This window comes from Streptomyces sp. NPDC060209, assembly GCF_042728155.1.
In the GTDB taxonomy this organism is placed as follows: Bacteria; Actinomycetota; Actinomycetes; order Streptomycetales; family Streptomycetaceae; genus Streptomyces.
On the sequence record NZ_JBHWZS010000010.1, the window covers coordinates 24,052 to 49,441 of the forward strand.

The 25,390-nt window shown below is 68.2% G+C and carries 25 protein-coding genes and 5 pseudogenes; 12 read left to right on the forward strand and 18 right to left on the reverse strand.

From position 1 onward, the window contains the following. The 3 genes from ACFWFI_RS03760 to ACFWFI_RS03770 all read right to left on the reverse strand — a co-directional run bounded on the left by ACFWFI_RS03760 (position 1) and on the right by ACFWFI_RS03770 (position 2,098). The gene (locus tag ACFWFI_RS03760; protein WP_387385037.1) at positions 1 to 768 is read right to left on the reverse strand and encodes an SDR family NAD(P)-dependent oxidoreductase; all 768 of its coding nucleotides are present in this window, start codon (positions 766 to 768) and stop codon (positions 1 to 3) included. A 162-nt stretch (positions 769 to 930) separates the two neighbouring features. Continuing rightward, positions 931 to 1,689 carry an SDR family NAD(P)-dependent oxidoreductase gene (locus ACFWFI_RS03765; protein WP_387385039.1) on the reverse strand — a complete coding sequence of 253 codons (759 nt, stop codon included), beginning with the start codon at positions 1,687 to 1,689 and terminating at the stop codon, positions 931 to 933. A gap of 145 nt (positions 1,690 to 1,834) precedes the next feature. Beyond that, positions 1,835 to 2,098 carry an Atu4866 domain-containing protein gene (locus tag ACFWFI_RS03770; protein WP_076972001.1) on the reverse strand — a complete coding sequence of 88 codons (264 nt, stop codon included), beginning with the start codon at positions 2,096 to 2,098 and terminating at the stop codon, positions 1,835 to 1,837. A 139-nt stretch (positions 2,099 to 2,237) separates the two neighbouring features. Here ACFWFI_RS03770 and ACFWFI_RS03775 point away from each other — a divergent pair, with 139 nt between their 5' ends. Then, complete coding sequence (locus ACFWFI_RS03775) at positions 2,238 to 3,119, forward strand: helix-turn-helix transcriptional regulator (RefSeq protein WP_387385042.1); 882 nt, start codon at positions 2,238 to 2,240, stop codon at positions 3,117 to 3,119. A gap of 141 nt (positions 3,120 to 3,260) precedes the next feature. Then, positions 3,261 to 4,130 carry a recombinase family protein gene (locus ACFWFI_RS03780; RefSeq protein ID WP_387385044.1) on the forward strand — a complete coding sequence of 290 codons (870 nt, stop codon included), beginning with the start codon at positions 3,261 to 3,263 and terminating at the stop codon, positions 4,128 to 4,130. A 48-nt stretch (positions 4,131 to 4,178) separates the two neighbouring features. On the opposite strand, the pseudogene ACFWFI_RS03785 reads toward ACFWFI_RS03780, so the two are convergent. Continuing rightward, positions 4,179 to 4,541: pseudogene (locus tag ACFWFI_RS03785) on the reverse strand (transposase); the annotation flags it as partial. 155 nt (positions 4,542 to 4,696) lie between these two features. Continuing rightward, positions 4,697 to 4,798, reverse strand: a pseudogene (locus tag ACFWFI_RS03790) (DUF664 domain-containing protein); the annotation flags it as partial. On the opposite strand from ACFWFI_RS03790, the gene ACFWFI_RS03795 reads away from it, so the two are divergent. From ACFWFI_RS03795 to ACFWFI_RS03805, 3 genes and pseudogenes are all read left to right on the forward strand, one after another. Continuing rightward, a complete protein-coding gene (locus tag ACFWFI_RS03795; RefSeq protein ID WP_387385047.1) occupies positions 4,773 to 5,375 on the forward strand; it encodes an alpha/beta fold hydrolase in 603 nt (200 codons plus the stop codon). The pseudogene ACFWFI_RS03790 and the gene ACFWFI_RS03795 sit on opposite strands and share 26 nt — an antisense overlap. Positions 5,376 to 5,547: 172 nt before the next feature. Further along, positions 5,548 to 5,814 carry a hypothetical protein gene (locus tag ACFWFI_RS03800; protein ID WP_387385049.1) on the forward strand — a complete coding sequence of 89 codons (267 nt, stop codon included), beginning with the start codon at positions 5,548 to 5,550 and terminating at the stop codon, positions 5,812 to 5,814. A gap of 127 nt (positions 5,815 to 5,941) precedes the next feature. Further along, positions 5,942 to 6,244, forward strand: a pseudogene (locus ACFWFI_RS03805) (hypothetical protein); the annotation flags it as partial. A gap of 36 nt (positions 6,245 to 6,280) precedes the next feature. On the opposite strand, the gene ACFWFI_RS03810 reads toward ACFWFI_RS03805, so the two are convergent. Continuing rightward, the gene (locus ACFWFI_RS03810; protein WP_387385134.1) at positions 6,281 to 7,402 is read right to left on the reverse strand and encodes a hypothetical protein; all 1,122 of its coding nucleotides are present in this window, start codon (positions 7,400 to 7,402) and stop codon (positions 6,281 to 6,283) included. A 1,138-nt stretch (positions 7,403 to 8,540) separates the two neighbouring features. Between ACFWFI_RS03810 and ACFWFI_RS03815 the strand changes: the two genes are divergently transcribed. From ACFWFI_RS03815 to ACFWFI_RS03825, 3 genes are all read left to right on the forward strand, one after another. Then, entirely contained in the window at positions 8,541 to 9,704 is a 1,164-nt protein-coding gene (locus ACFWFI_RS03815) for a glutathione-independent formaldehyde dehydrogenase (protein WP_387385052.1), read from the forward strand. Positions 9,705 to 9,824: 120 nt separating this feature from the next. Further along, positions 9,825 to 10,058: a DUF4158 domain-containing protein gene (locus tag ACFWFI_RS03820; RefSeq protein WP_387385055.1), complete on the forward strand. Its 234-nt coding sequence runs from the start codon at positions 9,825 to 9,827 to the stop codon at positions 10,056 to 10,058. Between the two features lie 474 nt (positions 10,059 to 10,532). Beyond that, positions 10,533 to 11,117, forward strand: a complete 585-nt coding sequence (locus ACFWFI_RS03825) for a TetR/AcrR family transcriptional regulator (protein ID WP_387385058.1) — start codon at positions 10,533 to 10,535, stop codon at positions 11,115 to 11,117. A 79-nt stretch (positions 11,118 to 11,196) separates the two neighbouring features. Here the strand turns inward: ACFWFI_RS03825 and ACFWFI_RS03830 are convergent, their stop codons facing one another. After that, a complete protein-coding gene (locus ACFWFI_RS03830; protein WP_387385144.1) occupies positions 11,197 to 11,367 on the reverse strand; it encodes a hypothetical protein in 171 nt (56 codons plus the stop codon). Here ACFWFI_RS03830 and ACFWFI_RS03835 point away from each other — a divergent pair. Both ACFWFI_RS03835 and ACFWFI_RS03840 read left to right on the forward strand, forming a co-directional pair. Next, a complete protein-coding gene (locus ACFWFI_RS03835; RefSeq protein WP_387385136.1) occupies positions 11,314 to 12,561 on the forward strand; it encodes an MFS transporter in 1,248 nt (415 codons plus the stop codon). The two genes, ACFWFI_RS03830 and ACFWFI_RS03835, sit on opposite strands and share 54 nt — an antisense overlap. Before the next feature lie 25 nt (positions 12,562 to 12,586). Continuing rightward, a complete protein-coding gene (locus ACFWFI_RS03840) occupies positions 12,587 to 13,345 on the forward strand; it encodes an SDR family NAD(P)-dependent oxidoreductase (RefSeq protein WP_387385061.1) in 759 nt (252 codons plus the stop codon). Between the two features lie 544 nt (positions 13,346 to 13,889). On the opposite strand, the gene ACFWFI_RS03845 is transcribed toward ACFWFI_RS03840, so the two are convergent. The 4 genes from ACFWFI_RS03845 to ACFWFI_RS03860 are packed head-to-tail and all read right to left on the reverse strand — an operon-like array spanning position 13,890 to position 15,778. Beyond that, a complete protein-coding gene (locus ACFWFI_RS03845) occupies positions 13,890 to 14,585 on the reverse strand; it encodes a hypothetical protein (protein ID WP_387385062.1) in 696 nt (231 codons plus the stop codon). Positions 14,586 to 14,589: 4 nt separating this feature from the next. Next, the gene (locus ACFWFI_RS03850; protein WP_387385064.1) at positions 14,590 to 15,159 is read right to left on the reverse strand and encodes a hypothetical protein; all 570 of its coding nucleotides are present in this window, start codon (positions 15,157 to 15,159) and stop codon (positions 14,590 to 14,592) included. Next, positions 15,156 to 15,641 carry a recombinase family protein gene (locus tag ACFWFI_RS03855; protein ID WP_387385066.1) on the reverse strand — a complete coding sequence of 162 codons (486 nt, stop codon included), beginning with the start codon at positions 15,639 to 15,641 and terminating at the stop codon, positions 15,156 to 15,158. Before ACFWFI_RS03855 ends, ACFWFI_RS03850 begins: the two co-directional genes overlap by 4 nt. Beyond that, positions 15,584 to 15,778 (reverse strand): recombinase family protein, encoded by a 195-nt coding sequence (locus ACFWFI_RS03860; protein WP_387385068.1) that lies wholly within the window; start codon positions 15,776 to 15,778, stop codon positions 15,584 to 15,586. The genes ACFWFI_RS03855 and ACFWFI_RS03860 overlap by 58 nt, the downstream gene beginning before the upstream one ends. Positions 15,779 to 15,935: 157 nt before the next feature. On the opposite strand from ACFWFI_RS03860, the gene ACFWFI_RS03865 reads away from it, so the two are divergent. Then, positions 15,936 to 16,880 (forward strand): hypothetical protein, encoded by a 945-nt coding sequence (locus ACFWFI_RS03865; protein ID WP_387385071.1) that lies wholly within the window; start codon positions 15,936 to 15,938, stop codon positions 16,878 to 16,880. A 639-nt stretch (positions 16,881 to 17,519) separates the two neighbouring features. Here the strand turns inward: ACFWFI_RS03865 and ACFWFI_RS03870 are convergent. The 7 genes and pseudogenes from ACFWFI_RS03870 to ACFWFI_RS03900 all read right to left on the reverse strand — a co-directional run. Then, positions 17,520 to 17,633 (reverse strand): annotated as a pseudogene (locus ACFWFI_RS03870) (3-hydroxyacyl-CoA dehydrogenase family protein); the annotation flags it as partial. A gap of 168 nt (positions 17,634 to 17,801) precedes the next feature. Beyond that, positions 17,802 to 19,241, reverse strand: coding sequence for an NADP-dependent phosphogluconate dehydrogenase (gene gndA, locus ACFWFI_RS03875; protein ID WP_387385074.1), 1,440 nt, complete (start codon positions 19,239 to 19,241; stop codon positions 17,802 to 17,804). A 443-nt stretch (positions 19,242 to 19,684) separates the two neighbouring features. Then, the gene (locus tag ACFWFI_RS03880) at positions 19,685 to 19,897 is read right to left on the reverse strand and encodes a tyrosine-type recombinase/integrase (RefSeq protein ID WP_387385077.1); all 213 of its coding nucleotides are present in this window, start codon (positions 19,895 to 19,897) and stop codon (positions 19,685 to 19,687) included. 3 nt (positions 19,898 to 19,900) lie between these two features. Continuing rightward, positions 19,901 to 20,830: a tyrosine-type recombinase/integrase gene (locus ACFWFI_RS03885; protein WP_387385080.1), complete on the reverse strand. Its 930-nt coding sequence runs from the start codon at positions 20,828 to 20,830 to the stop codon at positions 19,901 to 19,903. 68 nt (positions 20,831 to 20,898) lie between these two features. Beyond that, positions 20,899 to 21,483 (reverse strand): annotated as a pseudogene (locus tag ACFWFI_RS03890) (NAD(P)-binding domain-containing protein); the annotation flags it as partial. 222 nt (positions 21,484 to 21,705) lie between these two features. Next, positions 21,706 to 22,752, reverse strand: a complete 1,047-nt coding sequence (locus ACFWFI_RS03895; protein ID WP_387385083.1) for an aldo/keto reductase — start codon at positions 22,750 to 22,752, stop codon at positions 21,706 to 21,708. 338 nt (positions 22,753 to 23,090) lie between these two features. Then, positions 23,091 to 24,164 (reverse strand): LLM class flavin-dependent oxidoreductase, encoded by a 1,074-nt coding sequence (locus tag ACFWFI_RS03900; protein WP_387385086.1) that lies wholly within the window; start codon positions 24,162 to 24,164, stop codon positions 23,091 to 23,093. Positions 24,165 to 24,718: 554 nt separating this feature from the next. Here ACFWFI_RS03900 and ACFWFI_RS03905 point away from each other — a divergent pair. Then, positions 24,719 to 25,387: a HEAT repeat domain-containing protein gene (locus ACFWFI_RS03905; RefSeq protein WP_387385088.1), complete on the forward strand. Its 669-nt coding sequence runs from the start codon at positions 24,719 to 24,721 to the stop codon at positions 25,385 to 25,387. Positions 25,388 to 25,390 lie beyond the last annotated feature (3 nt).

Genomic DNA, 25,390 nt, shown 5'->3' on the forward strand with positions numbered 1-25,390 from the left:
TCAGACGGCGGTGAAGCCGCCGTCTGCGGGTACCACGGCTCCGGTGATGAAGCTGGAGCGTGGTGAGGCGAGGAAGCAGAGAACCTCGGCGATCTCTTCGGGCTGTGCGACTCGGCCCAGGGGCTGGGCGTCGGCGAACGATGCGAGGTAGGCGCGGCTGTCGGGGCGGATCGTGTCGAGAAAGTCGGTCTCGATGACGCCTGCGGCGACAAGGTTGGCGCGGATGCCCCATGGTCCGCCTTCGACGGCGAGCACCTTGGTCAGTTGGGCCAGGGCGCCCTTGGACGCGCTGTAGGCGGCGCCTTCGGGCAGGGCGACCGTGCCGGCGTAGGACCCGGTGCTGACGATGCTCCCGCCGCCCCGGCTCCGCATGGCCCGGAAGGCTTCTCGGGCGCAGAGGAAGGATCCGCGGGCGTTGACGGCCATCACGGTGTCCCAGTCCTCGGCGGTGGTCTCGGTGACGGGTTTGTTCAGGGTGCGTCCGGCGTTGTTCACCAGGATGTCCAGTCCTCCGAAGGTGTCCAGCGCCGAGAGGACCGCGTGGACGGCGGTCTCCTCCCGCGTGATGTCGCCCCGCATCGCGAGTACGCCGGGGAATTCGTCCTGCAGGGTCGTGACGTCGGGACGCAGGTCGACGGCGACGACGCGGGCGCCGCGGGCATGGAGCAGTGCCACGGTCTCCTTGCCCACGCCGCGCGCGGCCCCGGTGACCAGGGCGGTCTTCCCGGTGAACTCGAATGCTTCGGCAGACGCGGCGGTGGGCGTCATGATGAGGTCCTCTCGTAAAGATCGGGGTCGCGCGCAGTTTCCCGCGCCGGCTGTCTGGGCTGCTGTACGGTCACGCACTCGCGAGGCAGACGGCACAGGAGATGAGCGCGCTTGCCGGGCGTGCGCACGGGTGGCGTCGTGGACGCCCGGCGGGCGGGTTGTTCAGTGTGCGGTGAGGCCGCCGTCGACGACGAGTTCCGAGCCGGTGACGAAGGAGGAGTCGTCGCTGGCGAGGAAGAGGATCGCGGGGGCGATCTCATCGGCGCGGCCGGCTCGGCGCATGGGGGTGCGCTGGATGTCCGGTTGCTGGTCGCCCTGCTCCTCCAGGAGGTCCTGGATCATCGGTGTGGCGACCACTCCGGGATGTATCGAGTTGACCCGTACACCCTGCCGTGCGTACTCGACCGCGGCCGTCTTGCTCAGCAGGCGCACCGCGCCCTTCGACGCCTGGTAGGCCGCGGCCGCGCCGCTGCCCACCAGGCCGAGCACGGACGAGGTGTTGATCACCGACGCGTTGCCGCTCGCTCGCAGCAGCGGCATCGCCGCCTTCATACCGAGCCAGGTGCCTTTCTGGTTCACGTCGATCACGCGGTCCCACACCTCCTCCCGCGTGTCCTCGATACCCGGCCAGTCCAGGATTCCGGCGAGGTTCACCAGCACGTCCAGCACGCCGAAACGATCGCGTACGAGGGCCGTCACCTCCTCCCATTCCCGGGCGGAGGAGACATCGAGGAGGGCGGTCGCCACCTCCGCGCCACCCGCCTCGATGCGCCGCGCCAGCTTCTGGAGGGGTTCCCGGGCTACATCGGTGATCACCAGCCGGGCGCCCTCCTGGGCGAAGAGTTCGGCGGTTTCCGCACCGATCCCCCCGGTCGCGCCCGTGATCAGGGCCACCTTGCCCTCAAGACGTCGTCCGGTCATGAATACGGTCCTTCCCTTGCGTTTGATACGTCTGTCAGCGACTGCTGCCTGCCTCGGCAGTCGGTCCGCTCCCACGAGGAGTCGGTCTCCTCGACCGGAGCAGCTGCTGCCCGAACCCCGTTGTCCCGCTACGCTCGCCGCCCCGCTACGACGGGCTCGACTCTCGGTACAGCACGAGGTGTTCGTGGTAGAGCACTCCGTCGCGGATGTCCCCTGTGGCGGTGAACCCGGTGTCGTCGACGTAGTCCAGGTGACTACCGGTGACCGTGTAACGGCCGGTGTACGCACTGGCCCGCTCGCCGCGAGCCTCGTCGTAACGGCCGTCCGGCAGCAGCTCCTGCCGAATGTGCCCGTCCTCGGTCACCCACATACCGACCACGTCCACGTGGCCGTCCTCGATCGCGGCCATGGCGGCCCCCACTCCTCGAACGGTGCGGTCCCTCCCGCTCCACCGAGTCTGCGCAGGTCAGCGGCGACCAACCAGGACGCATGCTCCCTGGGTGCACCACACCCAGGCAGCCCACCGGCGCGCCGCCTAGCCTGAAGACATGGACGACAACCATCTGGGGGACTTCCTGCGCGCACGCCGCGCCGCCCTGCGCCCGCACGACGTCGGCATGCCGAGCCACGGGACCCGCAGAGTCGCCGGACTGCGCCGCGAGGAGGTCGCCGTCCTGGCCGGAGTGAACGCCGACTACTACACCCGCCTCGAACAAGGCCGCGAACGCAACCCCTCACCCCAGGTGATTGACACTCTCAGTCATGCGCTGCACCTCGACGAGGACGCCAGGGCGCACCTGTACCGGCTGGCTGGGGCCACGCCCGGCGACCGACTCTCGCCTCACTCCACTGGGCGCGTCAGCCCCGCCCTGCGACAGCTGATGGACGGCTACCCCAACACCCCGGCGTTCGTCATGAACCGAACCCTCGACCTCCTCGCAGTCAACGCGCTGGCCCAGGCCCTCTACTCGGCGTTCACCCCGGCGGACAACCTCGCCCGCATGGCCTTCCTCGACCCCGCCGGCCCTACCTTCTACACGGACTGGAACCGGGCGGCACAAGCCACCGTCGCCAACCTCCGCGAGGCGACCGGCTTCGAACCGGACAACCCGCGGCTGCGCGAACTCGTCGGCACCCTCACCGAGCACAGCGCGGACTTCGCGCGCCTGTGGCAGTCCCACACCGTGCGAGGCAAGACGCAGGACGCCAAACACTTCCTCCACCCGGATGTCGGCCCGCTCACGCTCACCTACCAGGCGTTCGACGTACGCGAGGCACCCGGCCAGCAGCTCGTCATCTACCACGCCGAACCGGGCAGCCCCAGCGCCCACTCCCTCCACCTGCTCGGCTCCCTCCACGCCACCCGGCGCCAAGACCGCTCCCAGCACACAGCTGATCAGCCAACACAACCCGGAGACCCGCACCGATAGTGCGACTTCGCCTCAGCGCGTTTCATAGGTGGTCGCTCGTGAAACACCCGGCCGCCCGGCGGCCCACCTGCGGCAATCATGTTTCATGAGTTGTTGCAAACGACTTGCCTCCTGAAACACACCCATGAAACGCTCCGAGGTGTGAGCGACGACTTCAAGCGCGTGGAATCGCGCGACTGCCCCATGTCCTCCTGCGCGGCCCCCGCGGGCTCCCCTTGCCGGACCGGCAAGGGCAAGGTGGCCATCCAGTACCACACCGCCCGCTTCCGCCTCGTGCCCCACCTCGCCAAGGCCCTCAGCGTGCCGACCCCCGCCGTACGCAAGCCCGGCTCGGCGTGGACCGAACTGCCCCGGCCCGTCAGCGCCGGCGCCGAACCGGTCGGACACGTCCGCCTCGGCTACGCCCGCGCCTCGACCGCCCGGCAGTTCCTGGACGCGCAGCTCGACTCCCTCGCCGCGGCCGGGGTGACCCGCATCTTCTCGGAGAAGATCTCCACCCGCGCCACGAAGCGCCCCGAACTGGAGACCGTCGTGAAGCTCGCCGGGGAGATCCGCTCCTCCGGCGCCGCCGTGACCCTCGTCGTCCACGAGCACAAGCGGCTCGGCCGCGGCATCGAACTCGCCATGCTCGCCGAGGAACTGAAGGCCAGTGACGTCGGACTGGAGTTCCTCACCGGGGAACTGAAGGGCTCGCACGCCCCCTCCGGCATCGTCTTCACCGTGCTGGCGGCCATGTCGGGCATGGAGCGCGAGTACATCCGCGACCGCACCCTCGAAGGCCATGAGTCCGCCCGAAAGCGCGGCAAGACCATCGGCGGCGCGGGCGTCACCGACCCGGACATGCTGTCCATGGCCCTCCACCTGCGCGACCAGGAGATGAGCCTGCGCGACATCGCCAAGCGGCTCGTCATCACCACCGGCACGAAGAAGGGCCAGCGCCCCTCACCCGCCACCGTCATGCGAATGCTCCGCGAGCACGACGAGAAGGCCGCCACGACGGCGAGCGTATGATCACCCGCTACATTGCGGCTGGTGTCTGAGCTAGGACACCGGGGCCTAGGCGGCGAGCTTGCGAATCGACCAGCGAGTGAAGGGCTGGGCGAGCTTGGCCGGGCGGGTGGTTGCCGTCTGTACGACGAAGTTCTCGTCCTCAGAGCTGAGTTGGCGGGGACGGCCTCCCGCCCACTGAGGGTCCAGACAGGCCGGGCCGATCTCGTTGAAGCGGTGAATGACGTCGCGCACAGTATCCTCGTCGGCCGCCACCAGCTGGGCAATCACCGGCACGCGGTTCCCGCTGGCCGAGGCCAACAGCATCATCGCGCGCCGGTAGCGCACCGAGCTGGTGCTGCCCCGCCGCACAATCTGCTGCAACCGCTGCCCCTCTTGGTCGGTCAGTCTGCGGACTTTGACCGGCTCTGCCACCACGCCTCCATGCACCAGATTGGATGTGTCCCCACATCCAACCGGCCCACGACCCCTCACCGCGAAGCACAACCCGGCGAACCATCCCGGTCAGAGCACTAGCGGCCCTCTTCATCGGTCAACCGCCGTGCTCTAGCCGGCTTGTAGAGCGGTATCTACCTGCCGATGGATCCGTCAGCCTGCTCACGGAGGATGTCGGCGTGACCCGCATGGCGAGCCGTCTCTTCGATCATGTGTATCAGCACCCACCGCATCGATCGCACGCTGGCCGCTTTGCCTGCCGAAGCCCTCGGCGAACTGGGCGCCAAGTTCCCTGGCAGCGCGCTCAACCCCGCCTTGGTGCAGAGGCCCTTCACGAACGCGGACGGCTCCACGGGCACGGATCTCTACGTCTCGCCGGACAAGTTCCGCGCCGTCGCCGCTGCAGACCTGCCCCAGACAGCCACGTCGGTGGCGGCCGCAAGCCAACGCCCCATCTCAGCCACGGCCTTCACCGACAAAGTGACTTCGGCCGCGTGGAGGACCATTCCGTCATGGGCCGTCGTCGCCACCAACGACAGGGCCATCGCGCCCGACTTGGAGCGCTTCCAAGCCAAGCGCGCCGACTCCCACACCGTTGAGATCGACTCCTCCCACAGCGTGATGATCTCCCACCCGGACGCTGTCACCGACGTCATTCGCGACGCCGCCCGGGGGCAGTCCTCAAAGCCCACCCTCGCCGAAACAGGACTTACCTCCCTTGGCATCGTCGGCGCCGCTGCGGCCGGCGGAATGCCCATCGTGGGAGCAGGGCTCATTGCAGTCAGCCGTAGACGGGCGACCGGTACGCAGTGACCGCCATAGTCCCCGGCACGCCCCGCTCCGATCCTTTCGGCGTACGTGAGCCATGCGGCCGGCCTCGTACGGGCCAGTGATCGGAGCGAGGGAGAAGGCCCGAGGTGGTGGAGGTTTCTCCAAAAGGCCGTCGCGTCGGCGTGCCATCATGGGCTGAGATCTCACATGCACCATGGGTAGGGGAAGCGGCGAGGGCGCTGCGCACGGCCTCTGTGGCCTGCTGGTGCGTGGTGACGGCGGGGCCCGCCGCAGCCTGTATGGCGATGTGGTGGGCGGCCGCGGCTTCCTGCGCGGTGGCGATGTCGGTGGTGAGCTGCTCGACGCCTGGCTCGCCGACGACGTCGAGGAACTAGACGCCATCTGGGACGAGATCCTCCAGGACTTCGGCACCGACTGGGACAAGTACGCCAACGTCTCATCCATCGGCTGGGCCGCCTGACAGCAGCGACACCCACACGGAGCGGGCCCGGAGTCATGCCAACTGATTCCGGGCCCGCTCTCTCGACCGCACAACGCTCCCGACAGATGCAAATGGCCGCGCCCAACGCGTCGGCACCCGGGACCCCGTGCGCGTTGAACATGCCGAGGTCCATCCAGCGGCCGGCCATCAGCTGGAGATGGACCAGGCCCGGCTCGTCGCCTGGCTTCGGCGCCTGGGGATGCCCTTGGCCCGCATCCAGCACGTCAGCACGCTGGAACCAGCCGCGGCGGGCCAGGAGATCCGAGCATTCTGGGCCGAGGTCGAGGCCGACACCGCCGCGCGGCGGGACCTCGCTTCCTTCCTCATCGACCACCTGTCCTGGAAGGGTCCTGCCATGTCTCCGACCACCAGCCTCTGGGAATCCGACACGGGCCTTGTCCGCGAGAGCGCCTCTGGTCAGCCCGATGATCCAGACACAAACTGCCTAGTCCACGTGCTCGTCCTGGAGCACGCGGCGACGTTCCTGTTCGCGTTTGGGGTAGGCGGCTGCTCGGATCGCCTCGTCGCTCTCCAAGCCCGATCCCAGTGCGCCGCCCACTGTGGCAGTCGAAGCGACGAACCAGGACAACGTCCAGTACTCCGTGGGGTGAAGCGGGGTTCGTGTCATGGAAGCGAACACCTGGTCGTTGAGGATGAACAGCGCCCACACCAGGTTGATGACCATCAAACCCACGTAACAGACGAGCACCCCGATACCCACGGTCACGACGGTCGAGGTGTTGTAGAGAGCCGCCCTCTTCCTCGCCTCCGGCGAGCCCTCCGCTGTTCGATGCCACAGGTTCGCGTCCACGATCAGCCAGCCGATCATGAGCCCGACAGAACCGACCATGGCGATCACGAGGCGTGGCGCGCTCAGGGACGCGGCCAGGCTCCAGACGGTGGAGTTCACGGTGGCGATGGCTCCCGTGGCGAGTGCGGCCGCCAGGGCCTTGGACAGACCCGGCACCAGCCGCCACGGCCGGTTGGCGCGGACCATACCGAGGAGCACTCTGAGGTAGCCGCGTGGCCCGCTGGCGACGTAGCGCAGATCGGCGGTCTCCTCCTCATCGACCGGGCCTGGATGGACAGGTGCGAGACGACCGACGAAGGGCCCCAACGGTGGCTGACTTCGCGGAGCTCCCTCAGCCCCAGTGGCCCGCGGGCTTGCCAAGCTGAGCACGGCTTCTTCCACGGCCCGCCGGGCCTTTCTCTGCAGCCGCCAGCCCCCCAGTGACGGAAGGGACAGCAGCGCCACGCCGTTTTCGTGACTCAGATCCACAACGAGCTTGCGCCTGTGTGAGTGCAGCGGAAGGTCGGTGAGGGCCACGACGATGTCCCAGTTCTCCGCACTTCTGCGCTCTACGATCCGGCGCATCAAGGTGGGCGGGTCCTCGGTCCCTGCGGTGAAGGGCTCACTGACCACCTCGACGTCGAACCGTTGCCCCTGGCCTGACTTGTCGGCGAGCCGATCAGGAAGTATCCGGGCCATGCGCTGAGCGATTTCCGTCGGCGCGTCCGGGTCCGCGAGGAGAATCACGACCGTAACGCCCTGCGACGACACCCGCATGGCTGGACCCTTCTCGTCGGCTGTCCCCGCGATCGCAAGTGCCCACAGGATGTCCCTGGGGAAGCGTCGGCGCCACGTGACACGCTGGCTTCCGCCGGCCGGGACAGGCGGTACGGCCAGATCTCCTCGGTCTCCCAGCACGCGGCCTGCTCTCACCAGCAAGGTCACGATCGCGGGTGTCACCGCGAACACCCGCTCCCGCCTGCACCCCATGCCGCGCCACCAACCACTCGTTCGGTGTGCCCAGCACGGAAGGACCCATTCCACGATGAGTTCGGCGACGTGGCGCATCTTGATGTCGGTGTGCTGGGAGAACTCCCGTAGGACGTCGCGGCCGTCCCCGGCGCGCAGGCCGGCCAGTGTGGCGACGATGCCGAGCGCCCTGATTGCGGCCCTGGCCGCATGCTGGTGGGTGCGGCAGACCGTGTAGCCGACGCTCAGGTCCCAATGATCGCACCTCGGCCAGAGACTGGAGCCGGGTGAGGATCCGGTGCCAGGCGCCGTTCCGCTGCCATCGGCGGAACAGGTCGTAGACCCGCCCCACGGCCGGTACTCGACGGGCATGTCCCGCCACTGAACCCCGCTCCGGGCCCGGAACCGTATGCCGTCGATCAACTGCCGCCGAGGCCAACAGGCGGCCGCCCCTCCCTGGCGCCCTTCGGCAACAACGGACCCAGAACCGAGCACTGCTCGTCCGTGAGATCTCCCGCCCCATGAACCGTGATCATTCACAGCCCAAGATCCATTTTCGCCACACGGCCTAGGTGCTCGTGCCGTGACGGTAAGTCACATGAGTTCTGCACGGGTGATGAACACGGCGAAGACGACGAGCGTCCAGCGGGTACGGGCGGCGCGGCAGAGGTCCGGGTCACAGCTACCGGGCCGCGCGGCGGCAGGGACGGGCGGCCCGGGATCCGCACCGGCTCCGGAAGGTGCCGGGACACGCGGCCCCCGTGGCTCGTCGAGCGTTCGCCACGCCGTCCGGCCGGTGCCACAGTGGATAGATGAGCCCGGCGCGGGCCGGCGCCGACGAGCGGCCGCGACGGGTGCCCTGGACAAGCGAACGGATCACCCGCGCCCTGCCGTCGGGGACGGTGACTCGGGGCCGTGGCCGAGTGGTCGGGAAGCGTGACTCGACATGAAGGCAGTGGTGTACAACGGCCCGCACGATGTCAGCGTCAGCGAGGTCCCCGATGCCAGGATTGAACATCCCAACGACATCATCGTCCGGATCACCTCCACGAACATCTGCGGCTCGGACCTGCACATGTACGAGGGGCGTACGTCCTTCGAGCAGGGGCGCAGCCTCGGACACGAGAACATGGGCGAGGTGGTGGAGGTCGGCTCCGGGATCAGCAAGGTGAAGGTGGGAGAGTACGTCGTCCTGCCCTTCAACATCGCCTGCGGCTTCTGCAAACAGTGTGAGCGGGGACTGACGAACTACTGCCTCACCATGCAGCCCGAGCCCGCCATGGCCGGAGCGGCGTACGGGTTCGCCGAGATGGGGCCGTACGCGGGTGGCCAGGCGGAGTACCTGCGCGTACCGTTCGGCGACTTCAACGCGCTGCGGCTCGGCGAGGACGCTGCCGAGCGGCAGAAGGACTACGTGATGCTTGCGGACATCTTCCCGACCGGCTATCACGCCACCGAGATGGCCGGTGTTAAGCCGGGCGACCAGACTGTGGTCTTCGGGGCCGGTCCGGTCGGCCTGATGGCCGCGTACTCCGCCGTGCTCAAGGGCGCGGGGCGGGTGTGGGTCGCCGACCACCACCCGGACCGGCTGGCGCTGGCGGAGCACGTGGGCGCGATCGCGATCGACACGAGCAAGCAGGACCCCGCCGAGGTGATCAAGGAGGCCACCCTCGGGCTCGGTGCGGACAACGGCTGCGAGTGCGTGGGCTACCAGGCCCACGATCCGCAGGGCCAGGAGGACGCGTCCCTCACGCTCAACCAGCTCATCGACTCGGTGCGCTTCACCGGCCGGCTCGGCGTCGTCGGCGTGTTCCTGCCTGAGGACCCCGGCGGGAAGGAAGCGCAGAACGAATTGGAGGCCAAGGGGAAGGTCCCTCTGGACTACGGCCTCATGTGGTTCAAGGGGCAGGCCATGGGCACGGGGCAGGCACCGGTCAAACGGTACAACCGAGCGCTGCGGGACCTGATCGCCGGCGGCGAGGCCGAACCGTCCTTCCTGGTCTCGCACGAACTCCCGCTCCACGAGGCGCCCAGCGCGTACGAGAACTTCGACAAGCGCAGCCCGGGGTGGACGAAGGTGGTCCTGCACCCCGAGTCCGTGCCCGCGTAGACCGGGGGCCCCGCTCCCGACGGCGGCAGCGCCGGCCGAGGACAGCCCGCTGCAGGACTGCGCGCCGGCCATCGTCGTCGGTATCGGCTTCGTCGGGCTGACCTTCTTCGCAAAGGCGCCGTGAACTCCCTGGCCGCGCTCCGGTTGATCCGCGCGGCCCGGCCGGACGGTCTCGTGAAGGTCCCGGCCGCCGACTTCGCGAAGTACACGCTGGTCGGCCGGACTGCCGAGTACCACCGCAAGCAGATCCGCGAGGCCCTGGGGTTCAGGCCGTCGACGGTCGCAAGCGAGAGGGCGCTGGCCGAGTGGCTCGCGGTGGAGGTCTGTCCCGTCGAGCTGGTGGAGGACCGGTAGTGCGAGGCCCTGCTGGTGGAATGCCGGGCCCGGAAGATCGAGCCGCCGGGCCGGACAGGGACAGCAGCCGAGCCGTGCCCGCCTCGCCCAGGCCGCCGATGGAGTGCTTGGGGCCACCGCGGGTGAAACGCGGCAGCACCTGCTCCGCCTCCGCTGTCCCGAGTCGGCGTGTGTCTGTCACAGCAGCATGCTGTCAGAAGGGGCTGACACCCCATCGCGGCTGCCCTACTTCGCTGATTTGCCTGTCCAGCTGGCCAGACGCCGACAGCAGATCCCGACCTTGACCTGAAGAGCCAAGCGGCGCTCGATCCGGAGCGGACGGGAATCGGGGCCGAGCAGCCAGACCGCCCGAGTTCCGTTTTCGATGCGCCGCGCACCAGAGAGTGCGGCGCGTGGCCGCGTCGCACCACCCCGACGCGCGTGAGCGGCAAATATTTGTTGACCGATCGTTCTGAATAGTTCTAAGGTTCAGGTATGGCCAGGACCAAGGAATTCGATCCGGATGCCGCGCTGCAGTCGGCCCTCGAGCTGTTCTGGCGACGCGGTTACGAAGCGACATCGATGGCCGACCTCGTCGAGCACCTCGGCATCGGCCGCGCCAGCATCTACGCCACCTTCGGTAACAAGCACGAGCTGTACCTGAAGGCCATGGACCGTTACACCGAGGGGCGCGACCCTTCCCTCCTCGCCGAGCTGTCGCAGCCAGGCCCCGCACTGCCCGCCGTGCGCGCGGTGGTACGCCGCTTCGCCTCGGAAGCCGCCTCCCCCGAGGACCGGCTGTACGGCTGCCTCATCACCAACACCGCGGCGGAACTCGCTCCACACGACCTCGCGGCGGCCCGTCGGGTCGAGATCAGCTGGGAGCACGTCGAAACCCCGCTCCACGCCGCGCTCGTGCGGGCCCAGGCGCAGGGTGAACTGCCGCAGGACCGCGACCCGCGCGCTCTCGCTCGCACGCTGCTCGTCCTGCTGCAGGGCATACGAATCGTCGGCAAGGCGTCAAGCGATCCAGCCCGGGTGCAGGACGCGGCCGAACAGGCACTCACTCTGCTGGATTGATTGCCCCCACCGGAGGACCGCGAGCTCTCGCTTCTCGCCGCATGACGCATCTCGCATGGCCAAATAATAGACCGTTCGATCAAATATGGGAGTGGCGTTGACCGCTGGGGAAGCCACCCACGCTGCCGAGGTGCGGCACCGACACGCCTTCGTCCTTCTCGGCAGCATCCAGACCACGCTCATATTCACGCTGACCGTGATCGCTGTACCACTGCCTCAGATCGGGCGTGAACTCGGCCTGCAGCGCCACGACTTAGTCCTGCTCAGTACCGCATACGGATTGGCCTTCGCCGGGCTGCTGCTCTTCGGAGGCCGGCTCGCCGACCGCTACGGCGGGCGGCGTACCCTCGTCGCAGGCCTGGCACTCTTCGCGACCGCGTCGGCCGCTGCCCCGTTCTCTTCCGGCATCGAATTACTGCTCGTCGCGCGTTTCGCGCAGGGCACTGGCGCGGCACTCGTGGCGCCAGCCGCGATGGCGGTACTTCGCGCCGCAGTCCCGTCCCTCGCTGCGTACGGCAAGGCGATGGCCACCTGGGGCGGCCTCTCCGTACTCGGTGCGACCGCCGGTAATCTGCTCGCCGGCGTCATCGTGTCGCTGCTCTCCTGGCGTTGGACCTTCGTCGTGCCGCTCGCGGTCGCCGTCGGGGCGCTCGCTCTCACCTCCCGGCTGCTTCCGCGCACCGCGCCGGACCCGGACAGGACTCTCGACCTGCCCGGTGCCCTTCTTGCCGCAGCCGGAACGACCCTCGCCAGCTACGGACTCGTCCTTACCGACGCCCGGCCCTGGTCTTCGGTGGGCGTGCTCGTGCCATTGCTGGGAGGAGCCACGCTGCTGACCGCGTTCCTGTACTCCGAGCGCTGCGTCCGCGACCCCCTGCTGCCGGCTCGCTTCCTGCTGGAGCGGAAGCGAGCCCTCGCCCTCGCAGCCATCGCGCTGAGCGCCTGCGGGACCTCGATGACCTTCGTGGTCCTCTCGTTCTACCTCCAGCAGACACGCGACTGGTCACCACTGCAGACATCAGCGGCTTTCGTGCCGTTCGCCTTCGCGCTGCTCGCCTCGGGCCGGGCGGCGGGGCCGCTGATCGTCCGTTACGGGGCCCGGGCGCTTACGACCGCCGGGCTCGGGACCGCTGCGGCAGGGCTCGCTCTCCTCGCCGCTACCGGACTCGATGCACATACCCCGTACGCGTACGGACTGCTGCCTGGCCTCGTACTGCTGCCAGTCGGCACCGCGGCCTCCTTCGGGGGAGCCGCCGTGCTCGCGACCCAGGGCGTACCGCAGCAGCAGACCGGGCTGGCGGGCGGCGTGATGAACAGCGCGATGGAGCTCGGCCCCACCGTCCTGTTCGCCCTCCTGCTCACACTCGACGGCGACGCATGGTCCCTGGCCGCCACGGGGGCGGCCCTGGCCGTCGCCGCACTCCTCAACCACCGCACTGACTGACCCATCGATCGAAGAGGACGCAGAAATGAACCGCTTCACCGGAAAGACCGTGCTCGTCTCCGGCGCAGGCTCTGGGCTCGGCCGCGCGATCGCCCTCGCCTTCGCCGCCGAAGGCGCATCCGTGGTCGCCGCTGGGCGCACCGCGGCCCCCCTGGACGAGACAGTGGGCCTCATCGAGGCCGACGGCGGCACCGCCGTGGCCGTCACGGCCGATGTCACGGATTCCGTCCTGCTCCAGGACCTCGTGCGCGAGAGCGCCAGCCGCTTCGGCGCACTGGACATCGCGGTAAACAACGCAGGGATACTCCGCGGCACCGTACCGGTCGGAGACGTGAGTGAGGAGGACTGGGACGCCGTGCTGCGGACCAATGTCACCGGCGTCTGGCTGGCCATGAAGCACGAGATCGCGCACATGAAGGAAAACGGCGGAGGGGTCATCGTCAACATCTCCTCCAACCTCGGCGCGCACCTGCGCATCCCGAACACCGCCGCGTACATCACCTCGAAGGCAGCGGTATCCGCGCTGACCCGCGCCGCCGCTCTCGACCACATCCACCAGGGCATCCGCATCAACGCGGTCAGCCCGGGCGCCTCCGCCGCCCCCATGTCACTGCGGCCCGGCGAGACCGAGGCCGACCGTGCCGAGCGCATGAAGTCGGAGAACCCGCTCGGCCGGGTCGCGGAGGCCGAGGAAGTGGCGGCCGCGGTGCTCTACCTCGCCTCGCCTGCGGCCGGGTCGCTGGTCGGCACCGACCTGGTAGTCGACAGCGGGTCATCAGCCTGACGTCGGGCGGACAGTGCCTGCCTGCCCGCGCCGGCCCCGGCCGACGACTGCTCGCTCCGGGCGTGAGCCCTGTGAGCAACCCTCCGGAACCTCGGGCGGGGACACGTACGAGGAAGCACCCCGTCTGTGTTCCGGCCGCGTCTTGGGGAGGAGTGAGGAGCCCGTTCCGGGGAGCCGGTGAGGACGTTGAACGTGTGCCGGTGCAGGCGGGAGTAACCGGCGGATGGTCATCGAGCGAGAGCGAATTGGCCCGGTGTCTGTATTGATCCCCGCGCGGTCGCCAGGCAGGTCGGCAGCTGGAACGAGTGCCGGCCGAGCATGTTGACGTGATGCCGCAACATTCTGGGCGCCGGAGCGTGGCCTGCGGTGTGCGGACCTTTCCGTTGACGCCTGACTCGAGGGCAGGGCCCCCCAGGAACCAGACGCCATCTGGGACGAGATCATCCAGGACATCGGCACCGACTTCGGCGGGTACACCATTCGTCTCGTCCGTCGGCTGGGGCGCCTGACAACCACCCCGCCACGGGGTGGGCCCGGAGTTGGTTCATCCCACCTTTTGCTCGGCTCGGCCAGCACGTTCCCAGGTCTGGACGACTGCCAGAGCGTAAGCGACTCGGGTGTCCAGGCGCTGGGGGTCGAGACGATAGGTCTTGCTGATGCCTCGGTAGTCCAGTGCCGTGCCCGTGCCGGGTGCGCGCCAGCGGGTCCGACACGGGCTTTTGAAGGTGTGGTCGTCCGGGGTGCCGTCGAAGAACGAGTAGACCATCACGCAGAGCGCGAAGAGGAGCCATACGGGGGCTGTCGCCACGTAGATGAGCCACGCGTACCAGGTGCCCACCTTTCCCGTGACCGGCCGTGGCGCGTTGGTGATCAGCGCCGACCATCGGGCGCGCCGAGGCCAGGGCAGGAGGCCCGCGGCTCGGCGGGTGATGGTGGCCAGGGGGGCGCCGTCGGCTGTGCAGACGTCATAGACGTCCGGAGCGACGGAACGCACCGAACACCACAGTCGACTGTCCGGTCCGCAGTGGATCCAGAAAGGCGCGGGCACCTGGAGGCCGAGGCGCTGTGCACTGCGGGGGGTGAAGACGCGTGCCAGCGGGGTGTCTTCAGGGCGTCGGGGGGTCGACAGCCGGATCGTCGAGGTCATTTCGGCGTCGGGTGGTAGGTGTGCCTGCGCCGGGTCGGGCACCGGGACGGGATTGTTCACGGAGACGAGGAACGAGTACGGAGTGTGGTCCACGGTGTCATCCAAAGGGGTTGGCGTCCGAGAGGCGGCCGAAGACGTCGCCCGCTGTCTCTCTCGCCTGGTCGATTTTCTCGTGGATCTTCTCGGATCCGTACTGGACCGGATCGGTCGCCACGCGTACGCCTTCCTTGTACAGGTTCTTCGCGCCGAGGGCCGCCTCGTAGCCGCGGGCAGTCCAGGATCGGGGATCGATATAGCGGCCGACCGTTTCCCCTGCGCCGTCGACGATGGGCCGGACGGAGTCTGCGAGCGCGGGGATACGTCCCAGCGGGGTGCTTTCGATCAGCTGGGGCATCGCCTTCTGAAAGACCATGTCCGTAACCCCCGCGCCGGCTCGGTACAGGTTGCGGTCGCCGAACTCCTTGGCCACGGCGACCGCGAAGCGATCCGCCAAAGTGTCCGCGGTGATGTGAATCGCGTGTGCCTTGCTGCCGAGGGCTCCGATGTTCCGCACTGCCCATTCCTCGGCGTCGTCGCCCAGTTTCGCAGTCCCTCCGACGTGGGCGATGATGTCGTCCGCACGCTTCCAGGAGTCTGCTGCCTTCGCTCCGAAGTCCAGCACGTTCATCGGTATCTTGACGCCCTTGAAGGCTCCCTGTACAGCGTGCCGACGGAGACGCCCAGGATCTTGGCGATGGTGGTGACGCTGTTCTCCGGGTTGGGCAGCATGTCGCGGGCTGCGCGGATGAGGTCCTCGTTGACGACGGTGGGGCGTCCGCCGACCTTGCCGCGGGCACGGGCGGCTGCGAGGCCCTCGTGGGTGCCGGCGACGATGAGTTCGCGGATGAACTCGGCGAGGGCGGTGAAGACGTGGAAGATCAGGCGCCCGCCGGGGGTGGTGGTGTCGAGTGCCTCGTGCAGGGACTGGAAGCCGACGCCGCGCTCACGCAGCTCGACGACCATGTTGACGAGGTCCTGGAGGCTGCGGCCGTAGCGGTCGAGCGAGGGGACGACGAGGGTGTCGCCAGGGGCGAGGAAGGCGTGGCACGCCTTCAGCTCGGGTCGCAGGTCGTTCTTGCCGGACTTCTTGTCGGCGAAGTGTGGCGGCATCCCGCCGTGGTGAGCGCGTCGATCTGGCGGTCGAGCTTCTGCCCGCCGGTCGACACCCTCGCGTAGCCGATCCGGATGTCGGTGAGGACGGCGGGCGAGGGCGTGAGGAGTTCGGAGGGCTCCAGGGGCGCGTTCATGCACGAGATCTTCTCAAGAAACGGTGTGCAGAGGGTTGTTGAAGTCCGGGGTTTCTGAAGGAGTTTTTGAAGGCGTGTCGCTGCTGTTCGGTCTTGAGCGCCAGACCTTCAGAAAACGATGGCTTCTTGAAGATCGGCTGGAGGCTAACCTCCTGACATGGCTCAATCCACTCGACCCCTCCAGGTCATCACGCGGCTCGTTGACGGAAGCATCTGCGCCTATGACCTGGCTGCCGATGTCGGGGGTGTGCTGTCACCCGCCATGATCTGTCGGCCGTCTGCCGAGGATGACGTCGTCGACCACGCCGTTCCCGCAGATCTCCAGCGCGCCTACTACACGACCCTGAACGCAGTTGTCTGCGTGACAGCAGACGGGACCGAAGTCTGGCGGTCGGAGTTCGAGCCGCAGTCAGACCAGCAATTCGGGCACCGGCCCAGCTGCGTGCTGTCGTTGGACGGACTTGTGGTCTGGGTTTACCGGCCTGATGCCATGGCCGGTCGTAACCGCCCCGATCAGTGGGTTGCCCTGGACGTTGGGACAGGAGCGGTCATCGCGCAGGCGGATCTGGAGACAGTCGGCCATGGTGGTCAGCATCTGTTGCACCCAGCGGGCGATCAGGTGTTCCTCGATGTGGGAGAAGGGCAGGACGGCTCGGTCATCTACCGCGCGTCGGTGGCCGAGGGCCGGATGGATCTCATCCGCTATCCCTGGAGCGACCGGTGCCTCATCGACCTGGCGCCCGACGGACGCCAGTTCATGACCGTCGACCACGAGCAGGCCGACGTCGCCATCCACACCTACCCGGACGGCGAGGTGACGTCCATCCTCTCCGTCGACGCCTTCGGACACGACCCGGACGAGATCTGTGTGGAATGGAGCGGCGGCTACCTGAACCAGGACACCGTCATCGTCACCCTGGCCGGCGAAACTGAGGACGAGCAGGAGTGGTTCCGCCACTACCGCGTCGATGTGCGCTCCGGTCAGGTCCAAGCTGCGTTCGATGCTCACGCGGAGAATCCCTACGACATCCAGCCCCTCGGAGACGGATCCTGGCTGACCGCCGATCAATCCGGTCACCCGATCCGCTGGACCGACGCATAGAGGACCCTGACAACAGGAACCCTGGCCCGCCTGTGACCCTCGGCAACGTGTCCGGTTCCTCATTGCCCCTGCATACGTCGTAGACGGACGCGTGTACGGCCTCCAAGTCGTCTACACCAGCTGACCTGCCACCCCGACTTGGAAGAATGCGACAGCGACTGGTGCTCGTCGCTACGAACGGGTGACCTGACGCGGCCAGCTCAAGTGGGGTCGCGCCGGTAGGCCACTGGCGGATCCACCGGTGGCCAGCCGGTGACGGACGCCTTTGGGCAGTGCATTAGGGGGTGGCGCAGGTCAACCTGCTGTGCGTGCTCTGATCAGGGAATACGTCACCAGGTGGCAGATCGCTCGCGGTCTCGTAGTGCGTAGGTCCGGGGTCCGAGTCGCCAGGGACTTTTCAGGGAATTTCAGCTCTGTCGGAGGGACATCCGAGGGAGTTTTTGCAGTACAAGCACGGAAGACTGCGACAGCGCTGAAAGGCTCAGGGCTTCGGGCTCGCGCAGTTGATCCGTAGCGCTCCGGCAGGATGCCGGGTCGGCAGTAGAACAAGAGGCCCTTCAGGGCCGCACACGGCCCTGACCTCGATGAACGTCCCCCTGCGGGCCCGGCGGCGTGAGCGCCGGGCCCGCGGGCGGGCGGTCAGTCGTACGGGTAGAACCCCGACCCCGTCTTGCGGCCGAGCCGGCCCGCGTCGACTATCCGCTGGAGCAGCGGGGGAGCGGCGTACAGCGGTTCCTTGTACTCCGCGTACAAGGGAACATAAGTGCCAGCTGTGGGTCGGGGCGTTCCTCTCGCTTGTGTCCTTGTGCGCCGGGGTGCGATGGACGGGAGCTGGTCCCGTCCATCTCCTCTGTTCTCTTCTGCCTCCCGATCGCCTCTGAGGCGATTCTGCTCCGGCGTCGCTTTTCGTTGGGTGGTCGGTCAGCTTTCGGTTTCGGTTTTGTCGCCGCCCCAGAGGGTGTGGAAGGTGCCCTTGCGGTCGGTGCGGTGGTAGGTGTGTGCGCCGAAGTAGTCGCGTTGGCCCTGGGTGAGGGCGGCGGGGAGGCGTTCGGCGCGCAGGGAGTCGTAGTAGGCGAGGGTGGCGGCGAAGGCGGGGGTGGGGACGCCCTGGGTGACGGCGGTGGCGATCACGGTGCGCCAGTCGTCCTGCGCGGCGGCGATCTCCTCGGCGAAGCTCTTGTCGGCGAGCAGGCTGGGCAGCTGGGGCTGCGCCTCGTAGGCGCTGGTGATCCTGTCGAGGAACGCGGCCCGGATGATGCATCCGCCGCGCCAGATCGCCGCGACCTTGCCCAGGTCGACGTTCCAGTCGTACTGATCGCTGCCGGCAGCGATCTGGTGGAAGCCCTGGGTGTACGAGACGATCTTGGAGGCGTACAGGGCCTGTTCGACCTGGTCGGCGAAGGCTGCCGCCTCGTCCTTGCCCAAGGTGCTGGCCGTGGGGCCGGCTAGGTGGCGTGAGGCCTCGCGGAGGGCGGCGTGGCCGGAGACGGAGCGGGCGAAGACGGCCTCGGCGATGCCGGAGACGGGGACGCCCAGGTCGAGGGCGATCTGCACGGTCCAGCGGCCGGTGCCCTTCTGCTCGGCCTGGTCCAGGACGACGTCCACGAAGGGCTTGTCCGTGGCCGCGTCGGTGTGGGAGAGCACCTCGGCGGTGATCTCGATGAGATACGAGTCCAGGCGACCGGTGTTCCAGGTGCGGAAGATGTCCGCGATCTCGGCGGGGGAGTAGCCCGCCACGTCGCGCAGCAACTGGAACGCCTCGCCGATCAGCTGCATATCGGCATATTCGATCCCGTTATGTACCATTTTAACGAAGTGACCCGCCCCGTCAGGGCCGATGTGGGTGACGCAGGGGGCGCCGTCCTTGGCCTTCGCGGAGATCTTCTCCAGCATCGGGCCCAGGGAGGCGTAGGACTCCTTGCTGCCGCCCGGCATGATGCTGGGCCCGTTGAGGGCGCCCTCCTCGCCCCCGGAGACGCCGGTGCCGACGAAGTGGATGCCCTGGTCGCGCAGAGCCTTCTCGCGGCGGCGGGTGTCGGCGAAGTGGGCGTTGCCACCGTCGATGATCATGTCGCCGGGTTCGAGGAGCGGGGCGAACTCGGCGATGACCGCGTCCGTCGGGTCGCCGGCCTTCACCATGACCACCAAGCGCCGAGGGCGCTCCAGTGCCGCGACGAAGTCCTCGGCGGACTCGGTGGCGACGAAGACCCCCTCGTCGCCGAACTCCTCGACGAGGGCGCGTGTCTTCGCCGCGGTGCGGTTGTGGAGGGCCACGGTGTACCCGTTGCGGGCGAAGTTGCGGGCCAGGTTGCGGCCCATCACCGCGAGTCCGGTGACACCGATCTGGGCTGTGCTACTCATGATGACCCTGCCTTCGGTCGTGCCGTGTCCGGCACATTGACGGACCTTCGTGCTGATACGGGATTCGAGCCTACGACGCTCAGCCGTTTGTGGCCTTTGGGTCGCCTTGGTGTCGGGGAGTTCCCCGGACGCCCTCGTCCGTCTCTCGCCGACATCTTGGGTTGGTGTGGCCGTCGATGACGTGTAGACCGTTCCTCGGACTGGTCGTAATGAAGGAGGCGTGACGTGGAGCGTCGCTATGTTGGAGTCGCGGCTGCCGCTATCTACCTCGACATGACGGAACGATGGATGTATCGAAGAGTCCCGACGGCACGGGATCCCCAGGTACTACTTCGGGGGCAAGCTGAAGTTCTGCGTGGCTGACCTCGACCGCTGGGCGCAGCAGCAGCAGAAGACGACGTGAAGGGCCGGGCAGATGCCCGGCCCTTCGTCATGCCTGCCCGTCAGAGTCCTTCGTTGAGCAGTCGGGCTGCTCGGCCGACCGAGGCAGGCATCAGATGCCGGTAGATCTTGAAGGTCATGTTGATGTTGCTGTGGCCCATCCACTCCGCTACATCGGTGATCGGCACCCCCTTGGAGAGGCAGTTCGACGCGAAGAAGTGGCGCAGGGAGTAAGGGTTGAGCTTCCGCGTGATTCCGGCCTTCTTCCTCGCCATCCATCACTGGTACTGCATGGTCGAGTGCCCCCAATGCGGGGACCTCTGGCCCCGGAGCAGGTAGCCGTTGGCGCCGATCTCGACAGCCTGCGCGTAGCCGAGGAGGGACTCCCGTACGGTCGGCGGAAGGGGACATTCGCGAAACTCGCCCGGCTTCCGATGCTTGAGGCGCGCCGGCCGCCGCGTGCGGCCGTCTATCTGTTCGGTGACGCGGTAGACGTCATCTGCCACGAATCGTTCCAGGTTCGCGGCGTAGGCCTCGCCGTTGCGTAGTCCGCAACCGTGCATGAGATCGATCACGACGCGCAGTTCGTCGCTGCCGTGCTCCTTGAGAGCGTGGATCTCGTCCAGTGTGGGGATGGCGATCTTGCGCGGGATGTACTCGGGCGAGATGACGCCGACGAACGGGTCCGTGGATATTCCTCCGCGGCGATGGGCGTCCAACAGGATCTTCTTGAGGGTGTCGAAGGCGTTCTGTTGTGCGGCCAGTCCGACGGATCGTTCCTCCATCGAAATGATGAAGTCCTCGACCACGGTCGTCGTGAAGGTGTTGACGCGCCGAGACTCGAGGACGGGAAATATCTGGCTCTTCAGAACCTGGTTCACCGTGCGGACGCTGCCCGGGGTGTAGTGGCGCTGCCGGGTAAGCCACGAGGCTGCGTAGGGCCCGAACCTCTGGCGACCGATCTCCCGCTGGGCTGCGGCTTGCCGCTCGGGCATGTGCCGCTTCTCGTGGTACACGCTGGTCAGTCGGTCCATCGCGTCCTGCTGGGTGGTATACCCGGTTTCTTCGCGCTGCCGACCGGAGGCGTCCCGGTACCGGAGCGCATACGGGTGGGGGCAGCGATTCTGACGGGTGCAGCGGCAGTTCTTGAATAAGCTGCCCATGCCGCGAACGAGGGGGGTTGCCATGGTGCGCGTTTCCTGACTCATGCTGGGGTATTGCTGACCGGGAACCCGTGAGCATGGCCCTGAACTGCGGCTTCGCCAAACTATGCGACGTTGTGCACCATCTTCACGAAGTGCCCGGCGCCGTCCGGCCCGATGTGCGTGCAGCAGGGCGTGCCGTCGTCGGCCTTGGCGGCGATGCTCTCGAGGAGAGGCCCGAGGGAGGTGTAGGACTCCGCCGATCCGCCGGGCATCATGCTCGGCCCGTTCAGCGCCCCCTCCTCACCCCCGGAGATGCCGGTCCCGACGAAGTGGATGCCCCGCTCCCGCAGGGCCTTCTCGCGTCGCCGGGTGTCCTGGAAGTGGGCGTTGCCGCCGTCGATGAGGACGTCGCCGTCCTCCAGGAGGGCGGCGAACTCCTCGATGACGGCGTCGGTCGGCTCACCGGCCTTGACCATGATGACGATGCGGCGGGGCTTCTGGAGGGAGGCTACGAACTCCTCGGCGGTCTCGGCGGGGACGAAGTCCCCCTCCTTGCCGTGCGCGTCGATGAGAGCCCGGGTGCGGGCCGCGGTGCGGTTGTGGACGGCGACGGTGTGGCCGTGACGGGCGAAGTTACGGGCGAGATTGCTGCCCATGACGGCGAGTCCGGTGACGCCGATCCGGGCGGTGGGTTCGGACGAGGGGGTGGTGGGCATGCGGTGGTCCACTCCTGTGCGATCGACGAGCTCTTGCGCCGGGGTGGGCCCGTGCCGGGGACGGACGGGCGGCGCCCGGGCCGGGTATCCGTACGCAGCCCGGTCATGTTCGCATGCCCGACCCGGGTGAGGCTGATGCGCGCGGGAACCGGGCCGGGGCGTGTCACAGCGGCCGGAAGGCATCAGGCCACCCCGACCGCCGTGCAGCCCTGGCGACCGTCGTCACCGGTCGTGCGGCCCCCGGCGTCGCGTGGACGCCTCGGTCAGGGACGGGGGCTGGTAGCCCTCGTCCGCGGGACTGATCGTGACTCCGGGCGCCACGATCTCGTCGATCCGGTCCAGCACGTCGCGCGACAGGCGGACATCGGCGGCGCCCAGCTGGCTCGCCAGGTGTTCCTGGGTGCGCGGGCCGATGATCACAGTGGACACGGCCGGATGCTCCAGGACGAACGCCAGCGCGAGGTGGATCAGGGACAGACCCGCCTCGTCGGCGAGCTCCCCGAGCTGTTCCGCCGCCTCGCGCTTGCGCCGGTTCGCCTCGAGTGCGGGATCGTGACGGTGCGGCTGACGCTCCAGGCGGCTGGACTCGGTGTGCGCCGGGTCCCCCTTGCGGTAGCGGCCGGACAGCCAGCCGCCGGCCAGCGGACTCCAGGGCAGGACGCCAAGGCCGTACCGCTCGGCGACGGGCAGCACCGCGCGCTCGGCCGCCCGGGCCAGGAGGGAGTACGGGGGCTGTTCGGTGACGGGGCGCTGCAGACGCAGGCGCTGCGCGGCCCACTGCCCCTCGACGATCTGATGGGGTTCGAAGGTGGTGGTCCCGAAGTAACGGATCTTCCCCTGCCGTACGAGATCGTCGAGGGCTCCGAGGGTTTCCTCGAAGTCGGTGGAGGGATCGGGGCGGTGGGCCTGGTACAGGTCGATGTGATCGGTGTTCAGGCGGCGCAGGCTGTCCTCGACGGCCTTGAGGATCCAGCGGCGGGAGTTGCCCTGGTGATGGGGGTTGTCGTCAACCCGGCCGTGGAACTTGGTCGCCAGGAACACGTCGTCGCGACGCCCACCCGCGAGGGCCTTGCCCACGATCTCCTCGTTCTCACCCCGGGAGTAGACGTCAGCGGTGTCGATGACGTTGATACCCGAATCCAGCGCCTGATGAATGATCTTGACGGCGTCGTCGTGGTCGCGGTTCGCCCAGGCGCCGAAATTCATGGCGCCGAGTGTCAGTGGGCTGACCTTCACACCCGTACGGCCGAGGGACCGGTAGGTCGTCATGATGCTGCTCCCTTTCCGGGGCGGGGACGCGGACAGCGCGCGGGCAGCCGTATGGAGCCGGCGTGCACGGTGCGTGGGGATCGGATCGGTGAGACAGAGGTGGGCGACTGCTCAGCGACAGGCGTGACGGCATCGGGGACCGGGGCCGCCACCGGCCCGCCATGGAAGGACGGGAAACCCGGCGGCGCCCGTACGTGCCCGGGACGGGATGCGCGCTGTGTCGATCACGCCGGAAAGCCTGGCAGATACAAATAGTCGGCGTCCAGGGGGTGCGTCGTCACGCAACACGCCGTTCTTCTTCGCCCGTCCGGTGTCGTGCGTTGCGCGCGCCGTGTCCGTCAGACGGACGGCTCGCGCAGCAGGGGGAGCAACTGGTCGCCTATGCGGCTGATCTCCTGCTTGTAGGGGGTGTCGGAGAGGACGAAGTGGGTGATGCCGAGCTTGCGGTAGTTCTCCAGCGCCGTGGCGACGTCCTCGGGCGAGCCGACCAGCCAGGTGGTCGCCGCCCCGCCGGCCCCGAACCTGCCCGGAGTGGTGTACAGGCAGGTGTCGAGCACCTCCCCCCGCGAGGCGAGGTCGAAGAGCCGCTGCTGGCCCACCGCCGTCCTGCGGTTGGCCGCCCAGGCGGCCCCGTCGGCCGCTGCCAGCGCGGAGACCTTCTCCTCCGCCGCCTGCCAGGCCTCCTCGGTGGTGTCACGCACCAGCGTGGTGATCCGCAGCCCGAACTCCAGCGGCTTGTGCCGGCGTTCCGTCTGTTCGCTCAACGCCTTGAGCCGGTCGATGCGTTCGGCCACTCCGTCGAGTGGCTCGCCCCAGAAGAGCTGGACGTCCGCCTCGGCCGCCGACACCCGCTCGGCGGCCGGGGAGGCGCCGCCGAAATAGAGCGTGGGGTGTGCTCTCTCGCCGGTCGCGTACGGGCGGGGAGCGACCGTGGAGCCGGTGACCTGGAAGAAGTCGCCACTGAACGTGACGTCCTCCTCGGTCCACAGGCGCCGCAGAAGGTGAAGGAACTCCTGTGTACGGGCGTACCGTTGGGCCGGGTCGACATTGGTGTCGCCGTACGCGCCGAGGTTGTCCAGTCCGCTGACGATGTTGAACAGGACCCGTCCACGGCTGAGTTGGTCGAGGGTGGCTGCCGCACCTGCGAGGTGGGCCGGCTGCCAGTATCCGGGGCGCACCGCGATCAGGGGCTCGAACGTCGTGGTGCGCGCTGCCAGTGCCGTGGCCACGGTGAAGGTGTCGGGGCGTCCCCAGCCGGTGCCGAGCAGGGCGCCGCTCCAGCCGTGCGCCTCCGCCGTGCGGGCGAGCTCGGTCGAGTACTCGATGGACCCCCAGCCGGTTGTGGTGTCGTCGCCCCGGTGGCCGGGCTCGACGGTGTTGGGGATGTACCAGAGAAACTTCGGGCTCATCATGTCTTCCGATCACTGATCGGCCCGCGCGCGGGGGCGCGGCAGGCCAGGACTGTGGTGAAGAGGGGGCGTCGTCCTGCCGAGGCCTCAGACCGCGCGGCCGGCGACATGGGCCGGCCGCGACGAACCGGTCAGGCCGGGCCAGGACGGGAGGCGGTCGTCGCCGATGGCGCCGACGACCGGCACATCACCGCGCCCGGACAGCACATGACGGAGGAACCGGATCAGGTGCGGGTGAGCGGGCGCTGCGGCGAGAGGGGTGGAGTGAAGATCAACACCCGGCGCTTGACGCGCGGACGAGGCGGGGACAGCGCTCGCTGGGAAGGGGCTGGACCTCGTGCATGCGATCGAGTCTCAGCGTGATCGTTCGGATTGTCAATGAGCCCTCGACACCGCACCGCTGTGCGGCCGGAGGTTTCGGAGCGGGGCCGGGAGATGCCTCAGCCGGGTACCACGAGCGGGTTCCACCAGCCCGGGTCCCAGAGCGAGGAGCGGCGCCGCCTCGCTTGACCTTGACACGGTGACAAGGTCTTCACTGTGGCCGAGGAGGTGGCCCGATGACCATGTCGAAACAGGACACGGACACGATTCGAGCTGTTCAGGCGCTGGAGGACAGTCGCTCGTCAGTGCGGCTGCGGGCAGCGCTGGCGGTCGGCACGACCCCGGACCCGCGGTGTGTGGACAAGCTCATCGAACGATGTGCGATCGAGCCCGATTTTCACGTGCGCGAAATACTCACATGGGCGCTCACCCGCCACTCGGCGTCGATGACGGTCCCGGAGCTCCTCAAGGAGGTCCGCTCGGAGCGCGCGCAGGCACGGAGCCAGGCGTTGCACACGCTGTCCAAGATCGGGGATCGGCAAGCATGGCCGGCGATCACACGGTCGCTTCTGTCCGACGCCGATGACGAGGTGGCGCGGAGCGCTTGGCGAGCAGCGGTCGTGCTCGTGCCCGAGGGCGAGGAGCAGGAGCTTGCCCCAGTATTGTCGACACAGCTCGGGCGCGGCGAACGAGAGACGCAGCTGAGCCTCAGCAGGGCGCTGATCGCGCTCGGTGAGGTGATTCTGCCTGCTCTGCGCGCTGCGATGACGGATTTCGACCCCCGCGTGCGTGCGCACGCGATCGCCACGGAAAAGCTGTTGGGCGACCCGGACGCCGGATTCGAATTCGCGATCGAGGAGGCGAAGCGCGTCGTAGCCCTCGGCACGACCGGTCAGGAGGGATGAATA

Bases quoted from the DNA above. Each gene is read 5' to 3' on its own strand.
- ACFWFI_RS03775 (WP_387385042.1), top strand. From the start codon at position 2,238: ATGGACGACAACCATCTGGGGGACTTCCTGCGCGCACGCCGCGCCGCC.
- ACFWFI_RS03800 (WP_387385049.1), top strand. From the start codon at position 5,548: ATGGGTAGGGGAAGCGGCGAGGGCGCTGCGCACGGCCTCTGTGGCCTG.
- ACFWFI_RS03850 (WP_387385064.1), bottom strand. From the start codon at position 15,159: ATGAACGTGCTGGACTTCGGAGCGAAGGCAGCAGACTCCTGGAAGCGT.
- ACFWFI_RS03770 (WP_076972001.1), bottom strand. From the start codon at position 2,098: ATGGCCGCGATCGAGGACGGCCACGTGGACGTGGTCGGTATGTGGGTG.
- ACFWFI_RS03860 (WP_387385068.1), bottom strand. From the start codon at position 15,778: ATGAACGCGCCCCTGGAGCCCTCCGAACTCCTCACGCCCTCGCCCGCC.
- ACFWFI_RS03900 (WP_387385086.1), bottom strand. From the start codon at position 24,164: ATGATGAGCCCGAAGTTTCTCTGGTACATCCCCAACACCGTCGAGCCC.
- ACFWFI_RS03885 (WP_387385080.1), bottom strand. From the start codon at position 20,830: ATGAGTCAGGAAACGCGCACCATGGCAACCCCCCTCGTTCGCGGCATG.
- ACFWFI_RS03905 (WP_387385088.1), top strand. From the start codon at position 24,719: ATGACCATGTCGAAACAGGACACGGACACGATTCGAGCTGTTCAGGCG.
- ACFWFI_RS03765 (WP_387385039.1), bottom strand. From the start codon at position 1,689: ATGACCGGACGACGTCTTGAGGGCAAGGTGGCCCTGATCACGGGCGCG.
- ACFWFI_RS03865 (WP_387385071.1), top strand. From the start codon at position 15,936: ATGGCTCAATCCACTCGACCCCTCCAGGTCATCACGCGGCTCGTTGAC.
- ACFWFI_RS03840 (WP_387385061.1), top strand. From the start codon at position 12,587: ATGAACCGCTTCACCGGAAAGACCGTGCTCGTCTCCGGCGCAGGCTCT.
- ACFWFI_RS03880 (WP_387385077.1), bottom strand. From the start codon at position 19,897: ATGGCGAGGAAGAAGGCCGGAATCACGCGGAAGCTCAACCCTTACTCC.
- ACFWFI_RS03810 (WP_387385134.1), bottom strand. From the start codon at position 7,402: ATGCGGGTGTCGTCGCAGGGCGTTACGGTCGTGATTCTCCTCGCGGAC.
- gndA (WP_387385074.1), bottom strand. From the start codon at position 19,241: ATGAGTAGCACAGCCCAGATCGGTGTCACCGGACTCGCGGTGATGGGC.
- ACFWFI_RS03895 (WP_387385083.1), bottom strand. From the start codon at position 22,752: ATGACGACCTACCGGTCCCTCGGCCGTACGGGTGTGAAGGTCAGCCCA.
- ACFWFI_RS03825 (WP_387385058.1), top strand. From the start codon at position 10,533: ATGGCCAGGACCAAGGAATTCGATCCGGATGCCGCGCTGCAGTCGGCC.
- ACFWFI_RS03815 (WP_387385052.1), top strand. From the start codon at position 8,541: ATGAAGGCAGTGGTGTACAACGGCCCGCACGATGTCAGCGTCAGCGAG.
- ACFWFI_RS03795 (WP_387385047.1), top strand. From the start codon at position 4,773: ATGTGTATCAGCACCCACCGCATCGATCGCACGCTGGCCGCTTTGCCT.
- ACFWFI_RS03760 (WP_387385037.1), bottom strand. From the start codon at position 768: ATGACGCCCACCGCCGCGTCTGCCGAAGCATTCGAGTTCACCGGGAAG.
- ACFWFI_RS03855 (WP_387385066.1), bottom strand. From the start codon at position 15,641: ATGCCGCCACACTTCGCCGACAAGAAGTCCGGCAAGAACGACCTGCGA.